This window comes from uncultured Abyssibacter sp., assembly GCF_964000955.1.
Taxonomy (GTDB): Bacteria; Pseudomonadota; Gammaproteobacteria; order Nevskiales; family OUC007; genus Abyssibacter.
Window position 1 is genome coordinate 1 of sequence record NZ_CAXFCL010000270.1, and the last position, 21,715, is coordinate 21,715.

Sequence of the window (21,715 nt, forward strand, 5' to 3'; positions counted from 1 at the left end):
CGGGTGACATGAAGCTAGGGAAGAACTGATTTATTCGCACCGCCAAGTTGCTGCCAGAAAACAGGCCAGGCAAGGCGCGAGGAGCGAAGTTTGGTCATTCCAAATGAACGATGAGTAACGCCGCATGGCCTGTTTTCAGGCGCAATCCGTATGGAACGGGCCGGTTTTCCTGCAGTCCTGCGTTGTCGCTCGCTCATTTGGAATGACCAAATCGCGCTCACTCCGCCTGGGCTTGCGCGAAAACCGGCTCCGTCTTGGTGGCGCGAATAAATCAGTGCTTCCCTAGGGCGTCAAGTAGAGCGCGCAGACCACCTCGAAATTGTCCACGGCGCGACTGGATTCATTGCGCAATCGCGTCCCACCGCGTGTGAACAAGCTTCGCAGGCCTTGCTGCTGTTGAGTCCCGAGGATTGCCTGGGCGGCGGCATCCAGCAGTTGGCAATAGTGACTCATGTCGTTGCCATCGTTGGTGCGTTGATTGAATGCCGCGGTTGCGGAACCGTCGGGGCGTGATTGGGTCAGGCTCATGCCTTTGAGGCGGTCCAGGCAATGCTTGACCTTCATATGATCCAGCTCGACGGTGCCATCGTCGCTGACCTGGACGAGATAATGAGGTGATAGGGCGTAGTGCACGGCATCGGCGTGGGTGTCTTCGCCCACGTAGCGAAGACAGAAGATTGCACCGGGGGACACTTCATCTGCATCAGCGGTGCTGCGGCAGGCGTGGAGGCCCAGTGGCGCGTTCGCCAAGGCATCGGGACATTCGTCGATGAAGTTCTCCAGATCGATACGAAAGTCATTCAGGGTTAGGTCGGTGATCGAAAGCCCGCCCGCCATGTCCTCGAGATCGACCACGGCATCCTGTAGCTGATGGAGTTGCCGGCGGCGGTATTCCAGGTCTTTCATGCCCTGCTGCTCGGTCTGCTCAATGATGTTTTCCTCGCCTGTGGCGGAGATATCGAGCAATACCATGCGTCCCGCGACACGCGCTTCCAGGTTGATGTATTCGTCCAGTTCCATGTTTGGCCAGAAATTGACCAGTTGGATTCGGGAGTTGGTGGAGCCGAGGCGGTCAACACGCCCGAAACGCTGGATGATGCGAACCGGGTTCCAGTGAATGTCGTAGTTCACCACCGTATCGCAGTCCTGAAGGTTTTGGCCTTCTGAAATGCAGTCGGTGGCGATCAACAGATCGATTTCGGGTTCGGCTGCCTCGTCTTCCGCCCGATGGCGTTGTTTGGAACGGGGTGAGAATGCCGCCAGGATGCGATGCAGATCGCTACCCGTTGACGGGATGGTGCTGCGATTGGCACCACCGCCCTGGACCAGGGCGGCGTTTAGCCCATGTTGTTCGACGAACCACTGCGCCAGGTTTCGGTATAGGTATTCGGCGGTATTCGCAGATGCGGTGAACACCAGCAGCTTGTTGTTGCCGGCGTTGATGGGGGAGCGCAGCTTCTCGTCGATGACTTCGCGCAATCTTGCAAGCTTGGCGTCACGCTCAGGGGTGATGCGCAGCGCCTGGTCCAGCAGGCCCTTCAGGGCGTCGCGATCCTCCTCGAGATCCTGACGCCATCGCCGCTGGTCCATATCGGCGATCAGGACCTTGATCTTGTTTCCGGTGAGAAACGGTGCCAGTTCGGCGTCGTCGATTTCGGTATCGGTAATCGACAGTTCTTCGACAGGCAGTTCATCGAAGGCATCCAGCCGTTCAATCAGCTCTTCCACCTTGGTCAACAATTCGGACGCTGTGCGGGCGAAGGCGTGAACCGAACTTTCCAGACGCTTGAGCAGGTTGACGCGCATCAGGTGGATCAGACTTGCTTCACGGTCGATCTGCCGGAAGACAGAGCCACCCGCGACCTGGCTGTAGCGTGTGTCGTACTCCTCACGTTTGTCCGGGCGTACGTATTTCAGCGGGGCGTAGGCGGAAAGATGCAGGTGGCGAATAGCACGGTTGATCTCGACCAGCGGTGGAAAATGGTTCTGCAAATCGAAATCGCATTTGATGTTGGCCGGTGTGAGGCGGGTGGGAAAGCGACCGATCTCATTGTTCGGGTAGTAGCGTTCGATATGTTTGCGTGACCGGGCGATCGTGAGCATGTCGAGCAACTTGAAATACCCCATGCCGTCCACGGCCATCGCATCGAGCAGGGAATCCGTCGTCCGCTGTGCCGGATTCTGGTCCAGCCACTGATTGAATCGGCTCTGAGCCTTGCGCAGGGTTTCCTGAATGCTGGGGATGGTGTGGTCGACAAACGCGTCATCCTCGCCCTCGGTGATGAATGCGACCTGGTTTTTCAGGTCGTTCATGCGATTGTTGACCGGAGTGGCAGATAGCATCAGCACGCGAGTCTTGACGCCGCTGCGAATGATGTCCTCCATCAGTCGCCCATAGCGGGAAACGTTCGAGTTCGGGGTGGTCGACGTACCATTTCTGAAATTATGGGATTCATCAATGACAACAAGGTCGTAGTTGCCCCAATTGAGGGTCTCCAGGTTGATTTCGCCGGACTGCCCCTGTGTCCGTGACAAATCCGTGTGGTTCAGTACATCGAAACCGAAACGGTCATCGATCAGCGGGTTGCGGCGATCGTTGAGTGTGTAGACGGTCCAGTTGTCACGCAGTTTCTTTGGGCATAGCACCAGAACGCGATCATTCCTCAGTTCGTGATACTTGATGACTGCCAGTGCTTCGAAGGTTTTCCCCAGCCCGACGCTGTCAGCCAGGATGCACCCGTTGTATCGCTCCAGTTTTCCGATGGCGCCCAGTACGGCATCTCGCTGAAAACGATAGAGCTTGTTCCAGATGAGTGTGTCGAGAATGCCGGTGCGCTTCTTGACGATTCCGGCATCCGCTCGGCTGTCGAGAATGTCGCCCAGCAGATGGTAGAGCGTGAAGAAGTAGATGAATTCCGGGCTGCGTGGTTCGTGATATGGCTTGAGTGCCGCCAGAAGTTCGGCTTTGGCATCTTGTGTGTCATCGCTGTCCCATATTTCGGAGAAGTGGACTGCAAGGTTTGCCGCTGCTACTCCTTGGTGCACGGTCGCGAGGTCATGTGTCGTGACGCTAGCCATGCCGAGGCCGGGAAGTGTTAGGCGAATGGTGCCGTGGAGCAGAAAGGCACGATTGGGGTCGGCTGCGTCCATTGCACTGAAGATCGAATAGTTGATGCGCCCGGCTTGTTTGGCTGCACGGACTTGCACGGATCGTCGCAGCCACCGTGAAAACGTCACGGCAGTCGCAGCTTGCGTCAGTGCCTGGCGGAACGGCCGGTCGAGTTCGGAGCCGAATAGGTCAGGGTCGGCTTGTCCGTCGGCGCTGATGGCCTTGATGGGACGAGGTAGCAATAACCGGCTCGACGAGCACTGTGACAGTGCGTCCAGCAGTTTTGAAACGCCCCCCAGCGAAAGATCATGCGGCAGCAGGTCGATGTGGTGAGCGGCTTCCAGTTGGGACAGGATTGTCCGGGCAACGGTGTTATCTCCGCGATTGTCGACAATCATGGGCAACCTGTCTCTGAATACGCACTACCTAAAAATTTGGCAGCTTGCGGGAAGGCTCGCAAGTTGGAATCCGGGCCGCGCCTGTTTTGTTTGAGAGGATCGGTTGCTGCTGGACTGAGAGAATGAGATGAGACGGCGACAGTGTATTGCTAAAAACGCCGTTAGCGTTGCCGCGCCCGCGTTGTCTAAAACCATTGTGGAAACAGGCGCATCGGCCCGTGTCGGTAAGCGGCACCTGTTAGGCGCGGTCTGGGGATGCCGCGGGCCCGTCGGTTATCGACGATAACGTTTGTTGCCAGGACGCGCGGTGTCGCCGGTGTGCGTCTGGTCCTGATCGTTGGAGTCGTCCTGAGCGGAGGGCGCTCTCCCCAGATAGCGTTCGGCCAGACGCTCCAGCATCACCTGAGTGATGAAGTAGCCTCGACTGTTGCGTTCGCCGTAAACGTCCTTGAACGCGATGACGGCCAGGTGGGTGAACAGTTCGAACTGATGGCGCATCGCCGCCATCGTGTCTTCGACGGGGTGCTGATGCATGTCCAGAAAGCCCTGGACACCCGCCACGAAAAACCTGAAACGATGCGGCCGCCCACGGTACTGGCCGGTGATCGTGAGCGTGTTCATGATCCGGTCGAACTCGATCTGATCGGAGAAGTTCCATCCCTCCGTCAAGTGGGTCGGCAGTGTCATGCCGCCAGGCTTCGCCGGATGGAGCCCCGTTCACCCAGCGGGGGAGTCGCTCGGCATGACGGTATGGACCGGGTTGCTAGTGGCGCAACAGGCATTGACCAACCTCTGATTGGATGAGTGTCCGGAATCCGCACCTGACGCAATCGAAACTCGATGGTGCCACGAGTCTGGTCATGGCCTCGAGAAGGTCGTCCCCGCGATCTTCCGATGACTTGTGTCAAGACTACTCATTCCCGAGCGGTGATTCATCCCCGGCCTGACGACCGTGAACCGGACCGCTTCGGATACAAGAAAGCCGCGACGATATGCATCGGCGCGGCTTTCTGTTCAGGCTTCCCGTCTCAGGACGGGGCGGCCGTTTTTACAGGGGCTGGATCTGTGTCGCCTGCATCCCCTTGGCGCCCCGGCTCGCGACAAATTCGACCTGCTGGCCTTCGGCCAGGGTCTTGAAGCCGGAACCCTGGATTTCCTTGAAATGGGCGAACAGGTCTTCACCACCATTGGCGGGGGCGATAAAGCCGTAGCCTTTGGAATCATTGAACCACTTGACGGTTCCGGTCTGCTTTTCACTCATGAAACTTTCCTAACAAAACTCAACAACAAACAATTTGCGGCACGCGTCGACGCATGCCGACTGCACGACAATCAAGAAAGCTAACGGGTGCATCGCGAAGCGCCGCATCCGCGGCGACGGGGTCACCGGAACAGCCTGATGACTTGGGCAGCAGCGCGATGATACGGCATCTGTTCGGGCGTTGCGCGGTGTCGGGTGGGACCGCAGCGCTTCAGCGGCGCAGGACGCGTTGCTCGAAATCGGCGGACGGCATCGCACCGGCGAACAGAAATCCCTGGACCAGGGTGCAGCCGTTGGCGGCGAGAAACTTCATTTGATGCTCGTGCTCGACACCTTCGCCGACACTGGTCAACCCGAGTCGGTTCGACAGGGTGAGGATCGTCGCTGCGACAGCGTCCGCGCGTTCATCCTCGCCCACTCCTCCCATGAACGAGTGGTCGATCTTCAGGGTGTGAATCGGCAATTGCCGGATATAGGACAGCGACGAATAGCCGACGCCGAAGTCGTCGAGCGCCGTGGTAAAGCCGTGGCCGCCGAGCAACCGGATCTTGTCCGCGGCCGCGACCGGGTCGGCGATCACCGCGTGCTCGGTGATTTCGATCTCGATCATGCGCGGATCCACGCCGGTGTCCCGCACGATGCTGAGCATGTCGGCGACGAATCCCGGGTACTGGAATTCCGCGGCGGAGACATTGACCGCGAGCTTCAGCCGATCCCCGTAGACATTCGCCCACTCCCGGGCCTGGACGCAGATGTCATGCACCAGTCGCTGGTTCAGCGCCTTGTACAGGCCGGTTTTTTCGGACAGCGGTACGAACACGGACGGCCCGACGTCACGTCCGTCATGCCGGATCCAGCGCGCAAGCCCCTCGGCGCCAACCAGCGTACGGGACTTGAGATCGAACTTCGGCTGGTACCACGGCACGATGGAGCCATCGCGAATCGCGTCGCGCAGTTCGCTCTCCAGTGTCAGCAGTTCGCGTGAGGCCGAGTTCATCTCGGCGTCATAGAACATGTAGGCGGTGAGCGTGGATTCCTTGGCCGCGTGCATGGCCGCATCGGCGCTCTTGATCAGCAGTTCCGCGGTGTCTCCATCCTTGGGATGAATCGCGACGCCGCCGCTGACCTGCAACTGAATGCGTTCCCCTTCCAGGTTGTAGGGGCGGACGATGGCGTCCAGCAGGCGATCGATTTGCTCATTGATCAGATGCAGGCGGTCGACAACGCGGCTGTCCATGGTCAGCAGCACGCCGAAACTGTCGCCGCCAAGCCGTCCAATGAACGCGGTGCCACCGGCCGCGCCGCGCAGCGCGCCGGCGATCTGCTGCAGCAGGACGTCGCCGAGCCGCGTGCCCAGTGCATCGTTGATCGCGGAGAACCGGTCGACATCGAACACGGCCACCGCGACCTGTTCGGGGTGGGTCTCCAGCGCCATGCTGATGCGCTGCAGCAGCAGGCTGCGGTTCGCCAGCCCGGTCAGGTTGTCGTACTCGTGCAGATAGCGGATGCGTGCGATGGCGTCCTCACGCTGATCCATCTCGTGGCGCAGCTGGCTGGTGCGCTCGTCCACCAGTTGCTGGAGCAGTCGCGTCTGGTCGTAAAGGGCCAGATGCGTCGCGACGCGCGCCCGCACGACGGTCGGTTCGAAGGGCTTGGTGACATAGTCCGCGCCACCGATGGAAAAACCAAGTTCCTCGTCTCTGGCCTCGTTGCGGGCGGTGACGAATATGATCGGAATCCGCGCGGTCTTCATGTCCGACTTCAACCGGCGGCACACCGCGTAGCCGTCCATGTCGGGCATCACCACGTCGAGCAGGATCAGGTCGGGCGGAGCCTCGTCGATGATTTCCAGGGCGCGTCGCCCGGAGGTCGCCGCCTTGACGCGATAGCTGCCCGCCAGCACCGATCGCAACATGTCGATGTTGCTCGGTGTGTCATCCACGACCAGCACGGTCGGCGGATCGACCGAAGACGTCATCGTCACGTGCTGTTTTCCTCCCTCCCGGTGAGCAGTGCATCCAGGTCAATCCGTTCCATGGCCGTTCCCGCGCCGGCGAAGTCGTAAGCCTCGATGCGCTGGGTCACGTCGGCGATCGCCTGTTGCATTGGTTGCGGAACCTGCTGCTTCAAGGTCGCTGCCAGATCGACGGCACGAGTGTCGTTCTCGCGGAGCAACTGCGCAAGTCGGCGCCATTGTCGTTCGATCTGGACGGCTGGCAGCTCGGCGGAGGGCGGGGGCGCCTCGGCCTCCAGCAACACCAGCGCATGGCGGGCCTGCTCGAGTTCGGTTTCCAGCGTGGCGAGCAGCGGTGCCGGATCCCCGGCGGATTCGATCGTGTTCTCGATGGCTTGCGCCTGGTCGGCAATGCGATAAGCGCCCAGGCTGCCGGCGGCGCCCTTGAGGGAATGCGCGAGCAGTCCGGCCCGGTCGGGGTCGCCCGCGGCCAGTGTTTGGCGGATCGCGTCGGCGGCGTCGCAGTGATCCGTCCGGAAACGCTCCAGCAGGTGCCGCAGCATGGTCTGGTTGCCGTCCAGACGGCGCAACGCGTCGTCCAGCGCGAAACCGGTCAGTGTCGGCAGGGGCGTGGTGCCGCCGCCGTTGTCCGCGTGCGCCGGCGGCGCCTCACGTCCCACATGCCGGGCCACGATCTCGAGCAGCGCGTCCGGCTCGATCGGCTTGGCAAGGTAGTCATCCATGCCTGCGTCCAGGCAGCGTTGCCGGTCGCCTTCCATGGCGTTCGCGGTCATCGCGACGATGGGGATGTCGGCATGGACGTCCAGCTGGCGGATCCGCCGGGTGGCTTCGAAGCCGTCCATCACCGGCATCTGACAATCCATCAGCACCAGATCGATGCCGCCGTCGGCGCGCAGCCGCTGCAGCGCCTCTGCGCCGTGGTCGGCCAGCGAGACGGTGGCGCCGGCCTGGCGGATGATCGTGGCGGCGATCTCCTGGTTGATGGCGTTGTCTTCGACGACGAGCACATGCAGGCCGGTCAGGTTGAACGGATATCCGGGCTCACCCGCCGAGGATTCGCGCACGCCGTCGCTGCCGGGGGTGATGGCTTCCAGCAACCGGCCGGGGCTGACCGGCTTGACCAGGAACCCGTCCAGCCGCAGCTCGGATACGCCAGGCAGGCTGTGCTCGGCACCGTAGCCGGTCATCATCACGATGTGGGGCTGACCGTAACGGGCCGGTGCTTCACGCACTTTGCGCACCAGCTCGGCGCCTGACAGATCCGGCATGCGCCAGTCGACGATCAGGATGTCGTAGGGTTCACCAGCCTGCCTGGCCCGTTCCATCCGGGCGAGCGCGGGCAGGCCCGCGAACTCGGCGACGGCGCCAATGCCTAGCCGCGCGAGCATGCCGATGACCACTTCGCAGGTGGTGGTGTGGTCGTCGACGACGATCGCGCGCCGGCCGCTCAGGTCCGCCGCCACGGTCTGCCCGGCGCGGTCCCTTTCCAGATCCAGCTCGAACCAGAAGCGACTGCCGGCGCCCGGTGAACTGCTGACACCGATTTCCCCGCCCATCAGCGTGACCAGTCGCCGGGCAATGGCGAGGCCCAGGCCGGTGCCCCCGAAACGACGGGTGGTCGTCGCGTCCGCCTGTTCGAAGGCATCGAACACCCGGGCCTGCTGTTCGGCGGTCAGCCCGATTCCGGTGTCGGTCACCGTGAAGCGCAGGCGCACCCGGTGCGAATCACTCCGAACGGTGTCGATGGCGACATCGATCTCGCCGCCGTTGGGGGTGAACTTGATGGCATTGCTCGCCAGATTGGTCAGCACCTGACCGATGCGCAGCGGGTCGCCGACCAGTCGCTCAGGGCAATCGTCCGCCAGCCGGATCGACAGTTCCAGCTGTTTCTCGCGACCGCCTTCACCCATCAGGTTGCCGAGGTCATCGATCAGCATGGACAGTTCGAATGGCACGGCCTCGACGCCCAGATGACCTGCCTCGATCTTGGACAGGTCGAGGATGTCGTTGAGCAGGCGCAGCAGCGTTTGGGCCGCCGAGTCGATCTGCGACAGATAGCGCGCCTGCTGCCGTGTCATGTCGGTGCCGCGCATCAGATGCGACATGCCCACGATGGCATTCATCGGCGTCCGGATCTCGTGGCTCATGTTGGCCAGAAATTCGCTCTTGGCCGCGTTGGCCCGGTCGGCGTCCTCGCGGGCCAGTCGCAGTTCCTGCTCCAGCATCTTCTCCCGGTGCACGTCGATGGTCAGGCCGTAGACCGTGCGGCTGCCGTCTTCGCCGAAGACACCGCGGTAGGACGTGCTGCGCCACACATACTGTCCAGTCGGCGTGCGCATGCGATGCTGGAACGACGCCGTCAGATCCGCTTCGCTCCTGGCGTGACGGACGCGCGCGAACTCCTCGATCATCAGGGCCCTGTCGTCCGGATGCACGAAGCCCATCATCCGGTCAAAGCTTGCGTAGAAATCCTTCGGCGTCAGGCCGATGGCGATTTGCGGCGTCTCGCTGACATAGGTGAAACGGAGTTCATAGTCGGGCGGGGTCGCGTGCACTTCCCAGACCACCCCCGGCAGGTTGTCGGTCAGCCGGCTGAGCCGCTCGGCATGGGCCTCCGCTTCCGTTCTGGCGACCTCGAGTTCGTGGGTCAGCCTGCGCTCTTCGTCGATATCGATCGTGTGTCCCACGGCGACCCGATTGCGGCCTTCGGGTGCGTCGTAGACCGAGCCGGTATCGCGGACCCAGCCCCAGCCGCCATCGACTCGCAGGCGGCGGTACTCGCATACGTACCGATCGTGTTCGATGGCGTCCCTGACCTTCTTCTCGTACCGGTCACGGTCATCGGGGTGGATGAGCTCCAGCGCGCCGGCGGGGTCGTCACGGATGCGGCGGAGATCGAGTTCGACGTAGCTGTCGTTCAGTCGGCCGGCCAGATGGGTGAAGCGGATCTGCCGGGTTTCCCGGTCCATTTCGGCCCGCCAGGTGACGCCGGGCAGGTTTTCGGTGATCTCGGCGAGACGCCGCCGGCTTTCCTCGGCGGACCGCTCCGCGGTCTTCAGATCGGTGACGTCCATCATCACGCCGTCCAGCCACGCAACGTTGCCGTCCGGTGCCCGCTCCGCGCTGCCATGCTCCATGACCCAGCGCAGGGTGCCGTCGCGGTGGTGCACGCGGTATTCAATCAGCCAGGGCCGGTTGGCCCGCGCCGCTGCCTCGACCTGCGTCGCCAGACCCGGGGCGTCTTCCGGATGAATCAGTTCGCCGAACGAGGTTCGCTTGTTGTTGATGAAGTCCTGCGGCGCGTAACCGGTCAGTGCCTCGACCTGCTCGGAGATGTACGCCATGGTCCAGTACTCGTCCATCGCACAGCGATACACGACGCCAGGTACGGCCTGGATGATCTGCCGGGTTCGCTGTTCGGCGTCGGCTCGCGCGGTTTCCGCGGCGATCCGGCTGCGCGCGTCGCGCAGGCTCAGAATCGTCTGTGGTGTGTTCGATGGCGGTGCGACCAGCGTACTGACGCCGATGTCGACCGGAATCCGCTGTCCGTCCGGTCGCAGAATCTCGGTCTCCAGCAACCCGACGTCCGCGTGATTCGGCGCGTCACTCAGTTCCAGCGAGGGCAGTAGGTCGTGGATCGGCAACCCCTTGATGGCATCCGGGTCGCGATCGAATAGTCCGTGGCAGCGTTGGTTGGCGTTGATCACGCGATCGCTGGTCTTGTCCACGACCAGCAGGGCATCCGGCATGGCTTCCAGCATCTGGAGATGCCGTTCGCCGGTCTGCTCGAGCAGGCTGACTTCCCGGCTTTGCCGCCAGATCAGTCGGCCGAGCACCAGGCCGCAAGCGATTCCGGCGGCGAGCAGCCCCGCCAGTATCTCCCGGGTCAGCGTGCTGTCGAAGCTGCGCAGGCTGGTCAGCACAACCAGGCCAAGGCCCAGCGACAGTAGCGTCAGCAGGCTCAGCAGCAGATTGCGGATCGGTCGCCGTTGCATCGAGGCGTCGGGGTCCACGCGAGATCGGGCCGGCAAACTTCGCATGGTTTCGTCGACGCGTCATCCGGTCTTCCCGCGTTGGCGGCATTCCCGTCGGTGCGCGGGGTTCACCGGGTTCGCGGCCATTGCGCAAGCTGGATCGGAAACTGTCGATGACCAGTTGATTCGTCGGTACCACGTCGATGCGAGGAGAAAATTTCTAAAGTTCTCCATGGCGGGTCCGATAACCGGGCTGTATCGGCGAGACGTCCAGGTTGGAACGCTCCGCTGAGCACCAGGCGCCGCCGGCGTCGCAACCTAAACGGACCAGGAGTTTTTAGCCATGCAAGTGATCAACACCAACGTGATGTCGCTGAATGCTCAGCGCAACCTCAACAACTCTCAGGGCATGCTCGCCGAGTCGATGCAGCGTCTGTCCACCGGTCTTCGCATCAACAGCGCGAAGGACGATGCGGCCGGCCTCGCGATTTCGGAGCGCTTCACCGCCCAGATCCGCGGTCTGGATCAGGCGGCCCGCAACGCCAACGACGGCATTTCGCTGGCGCAAACGGCGGAAGGCGCGCTGGGCGAAGTGACCAACAACCTGCAGCGGATTCGTGAGCTGGCGGTGCAGTCGTCCAACGCGACGAACAACAATACCGACCGCGCCGCGCTGCAGACCGAAGTCAGCCAGTTGCTGTCCGAGATCAACCGCGTGGCCGACACCACGACCTTTAACGGTGTGAACGTGCTGGACGGTTCCTTCTCGGGTGCCAGCTTCCAGGTCGGTGCCAACGCCGGTGAGACGATCACCGTGTCGTCCATCGTCGATGCCAACACGGCCGCGATGGGTTCCGTGACTCAGGCCAGCGTCTCCGTGGCCGCCTCCGGCATGACCGGATTCGGGACCGCGATCGCTGCCGGTGGCGTCACCATCAACGGTGTGGACATCGGTGCCATCTCCAGTGCGAGCAGCGCTGCCGAACGTGCCGGTCAGCTGGTGGATGCGATCAACGAAGTGTCCCAGCAGACCAACGTGGGTGCCTCGTACGACAGCGCCACCGGGCAGATCACGCTGATCAGCGACGCGGCGATCACCCTGGCCGGTACGGTCGATGACGCCACGGTTGCCGGCTGGGCGAACGCCTCGCTGGGTACGGCCTCGACCTCGACCGGGATCGACACGCTGGACGTCAGCAGCTACGCCGGTGCGCAGCTGGGTATCCAGCTCGTCGACAGCGCGCTGGACACGGTCAATACCGCTCGCGCTTCACTGGGTGCCGTGCAGAGCCGCTTCGAATCGGTGGTCACCTCCGTCCAGGTGCAGTCCGAAAACCTGAGCGCCTCGCGCAGCCGCATCCAGGATGCCGACTTCGCGAAGGAAACGGCGGCGCTGACCCGCGGCCAGATCCTGCAGCAGGCCGGTACGGCGATGCTGTCCCAGGCCAACTCGGCACCGCAGAGCGTCCTCAGCCTGCTGGGCTAGTCCTCCCCACAAGAGGATGAATGAGCGGGGTCAGGTCGCCTTTGGTACCTGGCCCCGTTTTGGTTGCAAGAGGGTGAAACTTTCTTCACGAACGGAGTTGAGGTGATGAGCGACGAGATTCGAATCAACCCGATCACCGACGCGCTCCGGGAACGGCCCGAGCCTCCGCTGCCCTACATTGCGAGGAAGGAGAGCCGGCCAGTGCCCGGTTCGACGCAGCGCAGCGAACGCCCGGCGGTTTCGGAGCGGGCAACGCACCAGGCGGTGGACAAGCTCAACGAGGCGATGATCGGGGCCAATACCAGCCTGCGGTTTCGCGTCGACGCCCAGGCGGAGTTGCTGGTCGTATCCATCGTTGATGACGAGACCGGCGATGTTGTGCAGCAGATGCCGGCCGAGGATGTGGTCGAGGCGGCGCGCAAGCTGCACGGCGGAGCGCCTCACACGCTGGATATTTCCGCGTAGCCGAAGAGATCGCGCTGGTGGCGGGGCATGGCGCTTGCCTCAGCGGGTCAGCGAGCAAAGGAGTCGTGCATGTCCATTTCATCACTAGGCATCGGATCCGGGCTGGATATCGCCGGCCTGGTCTCTCAATTGGTCAGTGCCGAGCGCAGTGCGCAGGACACCGCCCTGGCACGACGAACCTCGTCGGCCAATGCCGAGCTGTCCGCGTTGGGGCGGGTGCGGGGGGCGATGAACTCCCTGAGTTCCGCTGCCGCGGCGTTGGAGGACGCCGATGCGTTCACGCCGACCACCGCGTCATCGACCGATGAAGACAGCTTGCAGGTCAGTTCCAGCTCCGGGGCTCAGATCGGTTCCTACGCCGCCCGCGTCGTGCAGCTCGCCTCGGCGCACAAGCTGCACTCGCAGGCCTACACCGATGCCGAAACCGAGGTTGGCTACGGCACCCTGACACTGGAGTTGGGAGACGCATCGTTCGCCGTCACCGTCGCCCAGGAGTCGGCGACGCTGGAAGAGATTCGGGACGCGATCAACAACGCCGAGGACAACGTCGGCATTCGCGCCTCCATCATCACCGCGGACGACGGGGCCCGCCTGGTGCTGGAGTCGGAGACGACCGGCGCCGCCAACAGCATTCGCGTCACCGCCGCACCGGACACGGGCGGCGAAGGGCTTAGCGACCTGGTCTACGACCCGGGCGTGACCGAGAATCTCACCGAATTCTCCGAGGCGCTGGACAGCCAGCTTTCGATCAACGGCTTCATTCGGTCCTCGTCGACCAACACCATCACCGATGTGGTCGATGGCCTCACGTTCACGCTGCTGTCGGAAACGCCCGACGCGGACGCCGACATCGTCGTCAACGTGGATCGCGATCGCAGTTCGGTCACCGATGCGGTCCAGTCTTTCGTCACGGCTTACAACAATGCCCAGGTCACTCTGACATCGGTGTCGCTGGCGGTGCCCGGTGGAACATCCGGCGCACTGGTGGGCGATCCGCTGGCGCTTGGCGCCCGACAGTCCCTGCGCTCGATGATGACCCAGGAATTTGACGGCACCATCGGCTCGCTGTCCGAGGTCGGGATCAGCTTTGATGTCGACGGCACCATGAAATTCGACGCTTCAGTGATGCAGGAGATGGCCGATACCAACCTTGACGCCGTTGTCGAGCTGTTCAGTGGCGATGACGGTCTGGCCGCGCAGCTGGGTGCCTATCTGGACGGGTTCACCGGTGACGATGGTCGGATCGACGCACGCGAGGACAGCCTGGAAACACGGCTGGAGGAAATCGAAGTACAGGGCGAGCGCCTGGATCGACGGATGGAGCGTTTCCAGTCAAGGCTGACAGCGCAGTTCGCCGCGATGGATCAACTGGTAGCCAGCCTGCAATCCACGGGCAGCTACCTGAGTCAACAATTGAACTCGCTGCCGGGCTTTACCCGGACGGAAGCGGGTTAGGGCGGGGCAACCGTTCCTGTAGCCGGAGACATCGATGAACTATCTATCCAGGAATCGCGCCAATCCCTATCAGCAGAACCAGGTCATGACCGGAGTCACCGGGGCGGACCCGCACCGCCTGATCCAGCTGTTGCTGGATGGCGCCACCGAGCGCATGGCGCTGGCGCGGGGCTGTATCCAGCGCGGTGATCTGGCTGGCAAGGGCGAACGCATCAGTCGCACCATCGCCATTGTCGAAGCCTTGCGGGCCAGTCTCAATTTTGATGTGGAAGGTGGTCTGGCCGAGCGGCTGGACAGTCTTTATGACTACGTGATCCGTCGCCTGCTGGACGCCAATCTGCATGCCGATGTCGGCGCGCTGGACGAGGCGGCGGAATTGATGGAGGAAGTCCGCGGCGCCTGGGCGTCCATCGCGCCGGTCCCTGGCCGGGTGGCGGTTGGGTGAGCGCCCTGACTCAACGAGTGCTGGACGCGCAGGACGCCTGTCGGAGCGCACTGGGCGAGAACGACCCCCTGGCCGGTCGCGACGCCTGGCACCGATACGACGAAATCGTCCGTCAGGTCGAGTGGTCCGGGGTGCCGCCGCAGGCGTTGCGAGCCGTGCTCGATCGTCATCTCGAACTGGAAGCCGAAGCCCGACGGGTTCGCAACCGCCTCGCGGAGCATCGGCAGACCGTCAGCCGTCGCCAGGACGCCGACCGCGCCTATCGCAGTCATCAGTCCGGTCCCGATCGCGACTGAATCGCGCACGTTCGTCACCCTGATCACCCCGTCCACAGGGGATGTTCAGACCCTGCGAAATTTTTCGGATAGTATCCATGCATGTCTATGGGAGTGGTCATGCGGGGAGTTTTTGTCCGGACGCGATCAGGCTGTACAGGCCCACGTTGTCTGCGTTCGGGGCTTGCGTTAGTGTCAGAGCGACTTCAGGGAACACGGCGTACTCCGGAAGAGACATACCGGTGAAAGCTCAGCAGGCCGACGACATCGCAGCGATTTGCTCGCAGGCGAGCCCCCGTACCGTTCGCATTCTGCTGGCGGACGACCACACGCTTGTTCGCGCCGGAATCCGTTCGCTGGTGGAGTCCATCGACGGTGTCGACGTGGTCGGTGAGACCGGCGACGGGGCGCAGGTGGCTCCCCTGGTCGAGGCGCGCGAACCCGACATCCTGCTGCTGGATCTCGCGATGCCCAACATGCATGGCATCGACATCATCAAGGACTGCGACAAGCGCTTTCCGAACACCCGGGTGCTCGTGCTGTCCATGCACGCCGAGTCCGAGTATGTCCGTGAGGCGATGGCCGTGGGTGCCGCCGGTTTCCTGGTGAAGGACTCAGCCCCCGAGGAACTGCCGGTTGCCATTGGCGCGGTGATGAACGGCGACACTTTTGTCAGCCCGCGGGTCTCGCGGGCGATGTTCGATACTCCGCGGCGGCGGCGTTGCGACCAGACCGGGGAGAACGCCGGTCGGCGTCCCTTGTTCACACCCCGTCAGCGGGATGTGCTGCGGGCGCTCGCCAGCGGCCAGTCCACCAAGCAGATCGCCGCCGCACTCGACATCAGCGTCAAGACGGTCGAGACCCATCGGGCGCGCATCATGCAGGCGCTCGGGATCAGCACCGCCAACGCGCTGGTCCGGTTCGCGGTTCGGGGTCACTACGACACCCAGCACTGATCCCCACCGGTCGGGCCGGATCGCCTGACCGTTCAACCGGGTTCACCCCACCAGCCATCGGTCAGCCGTCATTTCACCGTCGCCGGAATCCCGCCGTCGGCGTCTACGCGGATTTCTTGATTACCCTTTTAAAACAACGCCTTGCCAGGTTGTTGTGGCGGGTTTCCGTCATCCGTGCCGACACCCCTACAGCGGTGTGTGGGGGTGTGTCGGGGAAACCCCTACAAGGGGTGGGGATCGTCCCGATTGTTGGGTTCACGGCCAGTCGGAATACTGACGCCATGCCAGATGCCAACCGGATCTGGCGGCTTCGGGAGGACGACTGATGAGACAGAATCTTGGCGCACGGATCGCAACTTCGGCGACGATGACGCCGCAGCTGATCCAATCCATCCGTTTCCTGCAATTGTCGGCCGTCGAGCTCGAGCAGGAGATCGCCGAGGTGCTGGATCGCAACCTGATGCTGGAGTCCGATGACGTCGCCGCCAGCGACGAACCCGAATCGTTCGACGACATCCAGATTCTGGGGTCATCGGCCGGCGACGGCATTCCTGAAGAGCGTCAGCCCAGCGACAGCGACCGTAGCGTTCGCGCCCGGCTGCTGGATCAGTTGCAGGTCGCGTTTTCCGACCCGATGGATCTGGAAATCGCGCTGACCCTGCTCGATGCGCTGGATGAAACCGGCTACCTGGAAGAGCGCCCCGCTGATATCGCCCGCGGCCTGCGTGACGCCGGGCTCGATGTGGATGTTGAGCACGTCGAACGCGTCCGCGCCCAATTCATGCAGCAGGACCCCGCCGGCATCGGTGCGCTGGACCTGCGGGAGTGCCTGCTGGCGCAGTTGATCCTGAGCGACGAGGAAGCCGCGCCGCTGGCCATCCGCATCGTGAGCGATCACCTCGAAGCACTGGCCAATGCCGAACTGGACTGGCTTTGCGACACGCTGGACGTGGATCGTGTGGCCCTGCGCCAGGCGATTGACTGCATCCGCCGGCTGAATCCCAAGCCGGGTCTGGACGCCTCGGCGTCCGAACTGACCGTGCCGGACGCCATTGTCGAAATCACCGAACGGGGCGCCGTATCGGTGCGCCTGAACAGTGCCGCGCATCCGCAGCTGCGCCTGAACACCACTTACGAACGCATGCTGGGGCAGTGCAATCGCTCCGATGCTGCCGCGTTGAATGATCAGCTGGTGGAAGCACGGTGGTTCCTGCGCAGCATCGAGATGCGACGCGACACCATTCTGCGGACGGTGCAGGCCATCTTCGTGCGCCAGCCGGAGTTTCTCGACAAGGGTGAGGCCGGTCTGCGGCCGATGACGCTGAAGCAGATCGCCGACGACATCGGCATGCACGAATCCACCATTTGCCGGGTGACCACGAGCAAGTACATCCAGACCCCGCTGGGCGTGTTCGAACTCAAGCGCTTCTTCTCCAGCGAAGTGGGTTCGGGCACGCAGTGCAGCGCGTCCGGGACCGCGGTCAAGGCCATGATCCGCGAGATCGTGGCCGGCGAGCCCCAGGATGAACCCTTCTGCGATGCCGATATCACCGCCATCCTGGCGCGCCGGGGTGTCACCGTGGCGCGGCGCACCGTCGCCAAATACCGCGAGGCGCTGGGCATTGCATCCGCCAAGCTTCGCGCCCAGCGGGTGACCACGCTGGCCGAGTCGCTGGCGTGAACTCGACGCCTCGCACCGGGTCCCCCCGGGCGGTATTGTCGATGACTCTCATCGACAGATTCGCGACCGAAGGGGACAGCATGGACACATTCAGGACGATCGTCGTCGACGATCACCGCGCCTTTCGAACCCTGGCGGGTGCGTTGCTCGAGGATCATCCGGCGATCGACCTGATCGCGTTCGGCGAATCCGGCGAGGAGGCGATCGAACTGTGTGAACGCCACAAGCCGGACCTGTTGCTGATCGATATCTCGATGCCACGGATGGGCGGTTTGCAGGCATCCCGTTTGATCAAGGCGCAGGACAACCCGCCGCATATCGTCATCGTCAGCAACTTTGACGACGCCGGCCACCGCGAGCATGCGGCGGCTTCCGGCGCGGACAATTTCATTGGCAAGGCCGAATTCATGGAAGGCGTCGACCGAGTCGTACAACAGCTGGGCGGATCAGCCGCCCGAGGCTAATGAGGTACCCCATGAGCGAATCACGCGTACTCGTCATCGACACCAACCGTGAGCAGGGCCGTTCCGTCGGCGCCGTCCTCGAGTTCGTCGATTTCACCCCTGAATGCTGGACCGACGTCGACGCGCTTCGCGCACAGAAGACGCGGCCCCGTGAGTACGCGGCGATCGTCATCGGCGATCTTGGTGACCAGGCCGATGCGTTCTATGCCTGGCTCAAGCGCGACCCCCAGTTTCCATTCATTCTGCTGCTGCCCGAACAGGCCGAGGCGCCGCACGGGCTGCACCCGGACGAACATGCGGTGTTGCAGATGCCGATCCGGCACCAGCAGCTCTCCGAACTGATGCAGCGTGTAAGCGTCAAGCGCATGGATTCCGATGCCGAGCGGGCATTGTCACGGCTGGGGCCGTCCGGCGAGTCCCAGGCCATTCAGCGCGTGCGCGGCATGATTGATCAGGTGGCGCCGTTTGATACGACGGTGCTGATCACCGGCGAGTCCGGCACCGGCAAGGAGGTCGCGGCCCGGCGCATTCATGCACTGTCACGCCGCGCCAACAAGCCCTTTGTCGCGGTCAACTGCGGCGCCATTCCGGCCGACCTGCTGGAGTCCGAACTGTTCGGGCACGAAAAGGGTGCCTTCACCGGCGCCGTGGCCCAGCGTCGCGGTCGCTTCGAGCTGGCCGAGGGTGGCACCTTGTTCCTCGACGAGATCGGCGACATGAGCCTGCCGATGCAGGTGAAGATTCTGCGCGTGTTGCAGGAGCGCAGCTTCGAGCGGGTTGGAGGCAACGAAACCCGGCAATGCGACGTGCGCATCATCGCGGCGACCCATCGCGACCTCGAATCACGCATCGTGTCCGGCGACTTCCGCGAGGATTTGTTCTACCGGTTGAACGTGTTCCCGGTGGAGATGCCCCGGCTGGCGGATCGGATCGCCGATCTGCCGCGTCTGGTCGATGACCTGATCGCCTCGTTGCAGGCTGACGGCCGCGGTGATGTCGCACTGAGCGACGATGCCGTTCGAGCGCTGCAGCAATATGCCTGGCCCGGCAACGTGCGCGAGCTCGCCAATCTGGTCGAGCGGCTGTCCGTGCTGCATCCCGGTCAGGTGGTCGGCATGGAAGAACTACCCGGCCGTTACCAGCCGGCGGACACCGGCGTCACCGAATCCTTCATCGGCACGACGGCTGCTGACCAGTCCGCGACGCAGCCGGCCCGCGCTGCTCAGCCGAGCCTGCCGGAAAGCGGCATTGACCTGCGCGATCACATCGCCAGCGTGGAAATGGCGTTGATCCGTCAAGCACTTGACGCGTCCAACGGTGTTGTCGCGCATGCCGCCCAGCTGCTTCATCTGCGGCGAACGACGCTGGTCGAAAAACTGCGCAAGTACGACCTGGGCCGCTAGGCCCGTGATGCCGCGGTCGTGTCCGGAAACCGACACGATCGCGGGCAGCACCAAGGAACGGAACTTGCCCCAGTCGCGGTAAGGATTGTTTTCCCAGACCCAGTCACCGACAACCCGAGTCATGTCCAACATCGAGATTCAGAGCGTGCTGTCCCAGATCCGTAGCCTGCGTTCGCAGTCGCCGGCTCTGGCGGACCAGCCAGCGGCCGCCGAGTCGATCAGCACGGTTGGCCGCGCACCGGAAACCTCGTTCGCCGAGGCCGCTAAGGATGTGCTCGATTCGGTCAATGCCACGCAGCAGACCGCCAACGATCTCAAGACCCGTTTCCAGATGGGTGACCCGCAGGCCGATCTGGCCCGCGTCATGCTCGCCTCCGGGCGGGCCCAGGTGTCCTTCACGGCGCTGACCGAGGTGCGGAATCGCATGGTCAACGCCTACCAGGACGTCATGAACATGCCGATCTGATGATCCGCGCCACCGACTGAGCACCCGCAGCCATGACCGACATTGCCGCACAAGACACGCTCGCCGACCGCCTGGGCCAGGTGCCGGGACTGCGGCAGCTGACCCTGCTGGTCGGCATCGCCGCCGCCGTGGCGATCGGGGTGACGGTGTACTTCTGGTCGCAGTCGCCGGCGCTGGTCCCGGTCTACACCGGACTGGCCGAGCGCGACCTGTCCGCCATCGCCGATTCGCTGGCGACCCAGGGCATTGAATACAAGATGGACGTGACCCGCGGCGCGGTGATGGTCGACGGTGCCGACGTGCAGGCGGCTCGCCTGACCCTGGCCGCCCAGGGGTTGCCGCAGGGCGCCGGCGTGGGCTTCGAGTCCATGCAGGAAAATCCGGGTCTCGGCGTCAGCCAGTTCATGGAATCGGCCCGCTACCAGCATTCGCTGGAAACCGAACTGAGCCGCACCATCACCAGTCTGCAACCGGTGGACAAGGCGCGGGTGCATCTGGCGGTGCCGAAGCCGTCGCCGTTCGTGCGCCAGCGTCGTGAGCCCACGGCCTCGGTGGTCGTCCAGTTGTTCCCCGGTCGCAGTCTGGAACGCACGCAGATCGCCGCGATCCAGCATCTGGTATCCGCCGGCGTGCCCTCGCTGGAACCTGGTCGCGTCTCGGTGGTTGATCAGGCGGGGCGGTTGCTTTCGTCGGGTGATCAGGACAGCGAACTGGCCATCACCAACAAGAACTTCGAGCACACGCGTCGGGTGGAGCAGGCCTTTTCCGATCGCATTCGCGAGTTGCTGGCGCCAATGGTCGGTGCGGCCAGGCTGAGCGTTCAGGTCACCGCCGACATGAACTACGCGGTGCAGGAAGAGACGGTGGAACGCTACGCGCCGGAGGCCGCGATCCGCTCCGAACAGACCTCCGAGGACAGCTCCGCCGGCGCCGTGCCCACCGGCGTGCCGGGTGCGACGACCAACAAGCCCGAAGGACTGCCGGGCACGACGCCGGTACCCCGCGAAGGGCAGTTGGCCGCCGCGGGCGCGGTGCGCCGACAGGAAGTCCGCAACTACGAATTGGACAAGACCACGCGCTATCTGCGCGAGTCCGTCGGCCGTCTGCAGCGGGTGTCCGCCGCGGTGCTGGTTGATCATGTGCCCAGCCGCGACGCCGAGGGCAACGTGGTGATGCAGCCGCTGGACGCGGATCGACTGGGCCGCATCGAGGCGCTGGTTCGCGAGGCGATCGGGTTCAACGCCGCGCGGGGCGATAGCGTGTCGGTCATGAACGCGCCTTTCCTCAACGAGGTGGGCGAACTCGAAGCCATCGAACCGCCGCCTCTGTGGCAACAGCCCTGGATCAAGGACCTTGCACGGCAGAGCGGTGGCGTCCTGCTGGTGATCATCATCCTGATGGCGCTGGTGCGGCCGATGCTCAAGAGCCTGCTGCGCTCGCCCGCGCAGATGATGGGCGGCCAGCAGATGGCGCTGGCCGGCGCCGGTGCCGATGCCAGCCTGATGGGTATGCAGGATGACGCACAGGTCACCTTGTCACAGGCCGCCGGTGGCGGCCGCGCGCCGGGCGCTCAGCAAGCCCTGGCGGACCCGAGCAAGCCGTTTTCCATCGACCTGAGCGCGCCTTATGAGCAGCAGATCTCGGCGGTTCGGCAGGTGGTCAACGAGGACCCGAAACGGGTGGCGCAAGTCGTGCGGCAGTGGGTGAATGATGGCGACTGAACTGGCAGTGCCCCAGGCCGCGGCCGTGGCCGAGATGAGCCGGGTCGATCAGGCGGCGATTCTGCTGATGTCCCTCGGTGAAGCCGAGGCGGCGGAAATCCTCAAGCATCTCGGCGCCAAGGAAGTCCAGCGTCTGGGCGCGGCGATGGCCAAGCTGGAGAACGTGTCCCGCGAGCAGGCC

Annotated in this window: 16 protein-coding genes and 1 pseudogene; 12 read left to right on the forward strand and 5 right to left on the reverse strand. The window is 63.6% G+C overall.

Going from position 1 to position 21,715, the window contains the following annotated elements; translation table 11 throughout:
- Nucleotides 1-282: 282 nt before the first annotated feature.
- The 5 genes from ABNS06_RS13065 to ABNS06_RS13085 all read right to left on the reverse strand — a co-directional run bounded on the left by ABNS06_RS13065 (nucleotide 283) and on the right by ABNS06_RS13085 (nucleotide 10,738).
- On the reverse strand, nucleotides 283-3,507 hold the full coding sequence (locus tag ABNS06_RS13065) for a helicase-related protein (protein ID WP_348675036.1): 3,225 nt from the start codon (nucleotides 3,505-3,507) through the stop codon (nucleotides 283-285).
- Between the two features lie 273 nt (nucleotides 3,508-3,780).
- Entirely contained in the window at nucleotides 3,781-4,194 is a 414-nt protein-coding gene (locus ABNS06_RS13070) for a hypothetical protein (RefSeq protein WP_348675037.1), read from the reverse strand.
- 361 nt (nucleotides 4,195-4,555) lie between these two features.
- Nucleotides 4,556-4,768, reverse strand: a complete 213-nt coding sequence (locus ABNS06_RS13075) for a cold-shock protein (RefSeq protein ID WP_348675038.1) — start codon at nucleotides 4,766-4,768, stop codon at nucleotides 4,556-4,558.
- 211 nt (nucleotides 4,769-4,979) lie between these two features.
- Nucleotides 4,980-6,746, reverse strand: a complete 1,767-nt coding sequence (locus ABNS06_RS13080; protein ID WP_348675051.1) for an EAL domain-containing protein — start codon at nucleotides 6,744-6,746, stop codon at nucleotides 4,980-4,982.
- 2 nt (nucleotides 6,747-6,748) lie between these two features.
- A complete protein-coding gene (locus ABNS06_RS13085) occupies nucleotides 6,749-10,738 on the reverse strand; it encodes a response regulator (RefSeq protein WP_348675039.1) in 3,990 nt (1,329 codons plus the stop codon).
- 322 nt (nucleotides 10,739-11,060) lie between these two features.
- On the opposite strand from ABNS06_RS13085, the gene ABNS06_RS13090 reads away from it, so the two are divergent.
- The 12 genes and pseudogenes from ABNS06_RS13090 to ABNS06_RS13145 form a co-directional block, all read left to right on the forward strand.
- Nucleotides 11,061-12,203, forward strand: coding sequence for a flagellin (locus tag ABNS06_RS13090; protein ID WP_348675040.1), 1,143 nt, complete (start codon nucleotides 11,061-11,063; stop codon nucleotides 12,201-12,203).
- A 105-nt stretch (nucleotides 12,204-12,308) separates the two neighbouring features.
- Nucleotides 12,309-12,668, forward strand: a complete 360-nt coding sequence (locus ABNS06_RS13095; RefSeq protein ID WP_348675041.1) for a flagellar protein FlaG — start codon at nucleotides 12,309-12,311, stop codon at nucleotides 12,666-12,668.
- 69 nt (nucleotides 12,669-12,737) lie between these two features.
- Complete coding sequence (gene fliD / locus ABNS06_RS13100) at nucleotides 12,738-14,123, forward strand: flagellar filament capping protein FliD (protein ID WP_348675042.1); 1,386 nt, start codon at nucleotides 12,738-12,740, stop codon at nucleotides 14,121-14,123.
- Nucleotides 14,124-14,157: 34 nt separating this feature from the next.
- Entirely contained in the window at nucleotides 14,158-14,568 is a 411-nt protein-coding gene (fliS, locus tag ABNS06_RS13105; RefSeq protein WP_348675043.1) for a flagellar export chaperone FliS, read from the forward strand.
- Complete coding sequence (locus tag ABNS06_RS13110; RefSeq protein WP_348675044.1) at nucleotides 14,565-14,864, forward strand: hypothetical protein; 300 nt, start codon at nucleotides 14,565-14,567, stop codon at nucleotides 14,862-14,864. Before fliS ends, ABNS06_RS13110 begins: the two co-directional genes overlap by 4 nt.
- Before the next feature lie 221 nt (nucleotides 14,865-15,085).
- On the forward strand, nucleotides 15,086-15,799 hold the full coding sequence (locus ABNS06_RS13115) for a response regulator transcription factor (RefSeq protein WP_348675045.1): 714 nt from the start codon (nucleotides 15,086-15,088) through the stop codon (nucleotides 15,797-15,799).
- A gap of 325 nt (nucleotides 15,800-16,124) precedes the next feature.
- Nucleotides 16,125-17,480 (forward strand): RNA polymerase factor sigma-54, encoded by a 1,356-nt coding sequence (gene rpoN, locus ABNS06_RS13120; RefSeq protein ID WP_348675046.1) that lies wholly within the window; start codon nucleotides 16,125-16,127, stop codon nucleotides 17,478-17,480.
- Between the two features lie 80 nt (nucleotides 17,481-17,560).
- Nucleotides 17,561-17,944, forward strand: coding sequence for a response regulator transcription factor (locus tag ABNS06_RS13125; protein WP_348675047.1), 384 nt, complete (start codon nucleotides 17,561-17,563; stop codon nucleotides 17,942-17,944).
- An 11-nt stretch (nucleotides 17,945-17,955) separates the two neighbouring features.
- A complete protein-coding gene (locus ABNS06_RS13130) occupies nucleotides 17,956-19,347 on the forward strand; it encodes a sigma-54 dependent transcriptional regulator (protein ID WP_348675048.1) in 1,392 nt (463 codons plus the stop codon).
- Between the two features lie 121 nt (nucleotides 19,348-19,468).
- Nucleotides 19,469-19,813 (forward strand): flagellar hook-basal body complex protein FliE, encoded by a 345-nt coding sequence (fliE, locus tag ABNS06_RS13135; protein WP_348675049.1) that lies wholly within the window; start codon nucleotides 19,469-19,471, stop codon nucleotides 19,811-19,813.
- Nucleotides 19,814-19,845: 32 nt separating this feature from the next.
- Complete coding sequence (gene fliF / locus ABNS06_RS13140; protein ID WP_348675050.1) at nucleotides 19,846-21,534, forward strand: flagellar basal-body MS-ring/collar protein FliF; 1,689 nt, start codon at nucleotides 19,846-19,848, stop codon at nucleotides 21,532-21,534.
- Nucleotides 21,524-21,715: pseudogene (locus ABNS06_RS13145) on the forward strand (hypothetical protein); the annotation flags it as partial. The gene fliF and the pseudogene ABNS06_RS13145, both read left to right, overlap by 11 nt.

Excerpts from the sequence above, each read along its gene's own strand:
- fliS (WP_348675043.1), top strand. The coding sequence starts at position 14,158 with ATGAACTATCTATCCAGGAATCGCGCCAATCCCTATCAGCAGAACCAG.
- rpoN (WP_348675046.1), top strand. The coding sequence starts at position 16,125 with ATGAGACAGAATCTTGGCGCACGGATCGCAACTTCGGCGACGATGACG.
- ABNS06_RS13065 (WP_348675036.1), bottom strand. The coding sequence starts at position 3,507 with ATGATTGTCGACAATCGCGGAGATAACACCGTTGCCCGGACAATCCTG.
- ABNS06_RS13080 (WP_348675051.1), bottom strand. The coding sequence starts at position 6,746 with ATGACGTCTTCGGTCGATCCGCCGACCGTGCTGGTCGTGGATGACACA.
- ABNS06_RS13075 (WP_348675038.1), bottom strand. The coding sequence starts at position 4,768 with ATGAGTGAAAAGCAGACCGGAACCGTCAAGTGGTTCAATGATTCCAAA.
- ABNS06_RS13085 (WP_348675039.1), bottom strand. The coding sequence starts at position 10,738 with ATGCAACGGCGACCGATCCGCAATCTGCTGCTGAGCCTGCTGACGCTA.
- ABNS06_RS13130 (WP_348675048.1), top strand. The coding sequence starts at position 17,956 with ATGAGCGAATCACGCGTACTCGTCATCGACACCAACCGTGAGCAGGGC.
- fliE (WP_348675049.1), top strand. The coding sequence starts at position 19,469 with ATGTCCAACATCGAGATTCAGAGCGTGCTGTCCCAGATCCGTAGCCTG.
- ABNS06_RS13070 (WP_348675037.1), bottom strand. The coding sequence starts at position 4,194 with ATGACACTGCCGACCCACTTGACGGAGGGATGGAACTTCTCCGATCAG.
- fliD (WP_348675042.1), top strand. The coding sequence starts at position 12,738 with ATGTCCATTTCATCACTAGGCATCGGATCCGGGCTGGATATCGCCGGC.
- ABNS06_RS13125 (WP_348675047.1), top strand. The coding sequence starts at position 17,561 with ATGGACACATTCAGGACGATCGTCGTCGACGATCACCGCGCCTTTCGA.
- ABNS06_RS13090 (WP_348675040.1), top strand. The coding sequence starts at position 11,061 with ATGCAAGTGATCAACACCAACGTGATGTCGCTGAATGCTCAGCGCAAC.
- fliF (WP_348675050.1), top strand. The coding sequence starts at position 19,846 with ATGACCGACATTGCCGCACAAGACACGCTCGCCGACCGCCTGGGCCAG.
- ABNS06_RS13095 (WP_348675041.1), top strand. The coding sequence starts at position 12,309 with ATGAGCGACGAGATTCGAATCAACCCGATCACCGACGCGCTCCGGGAA.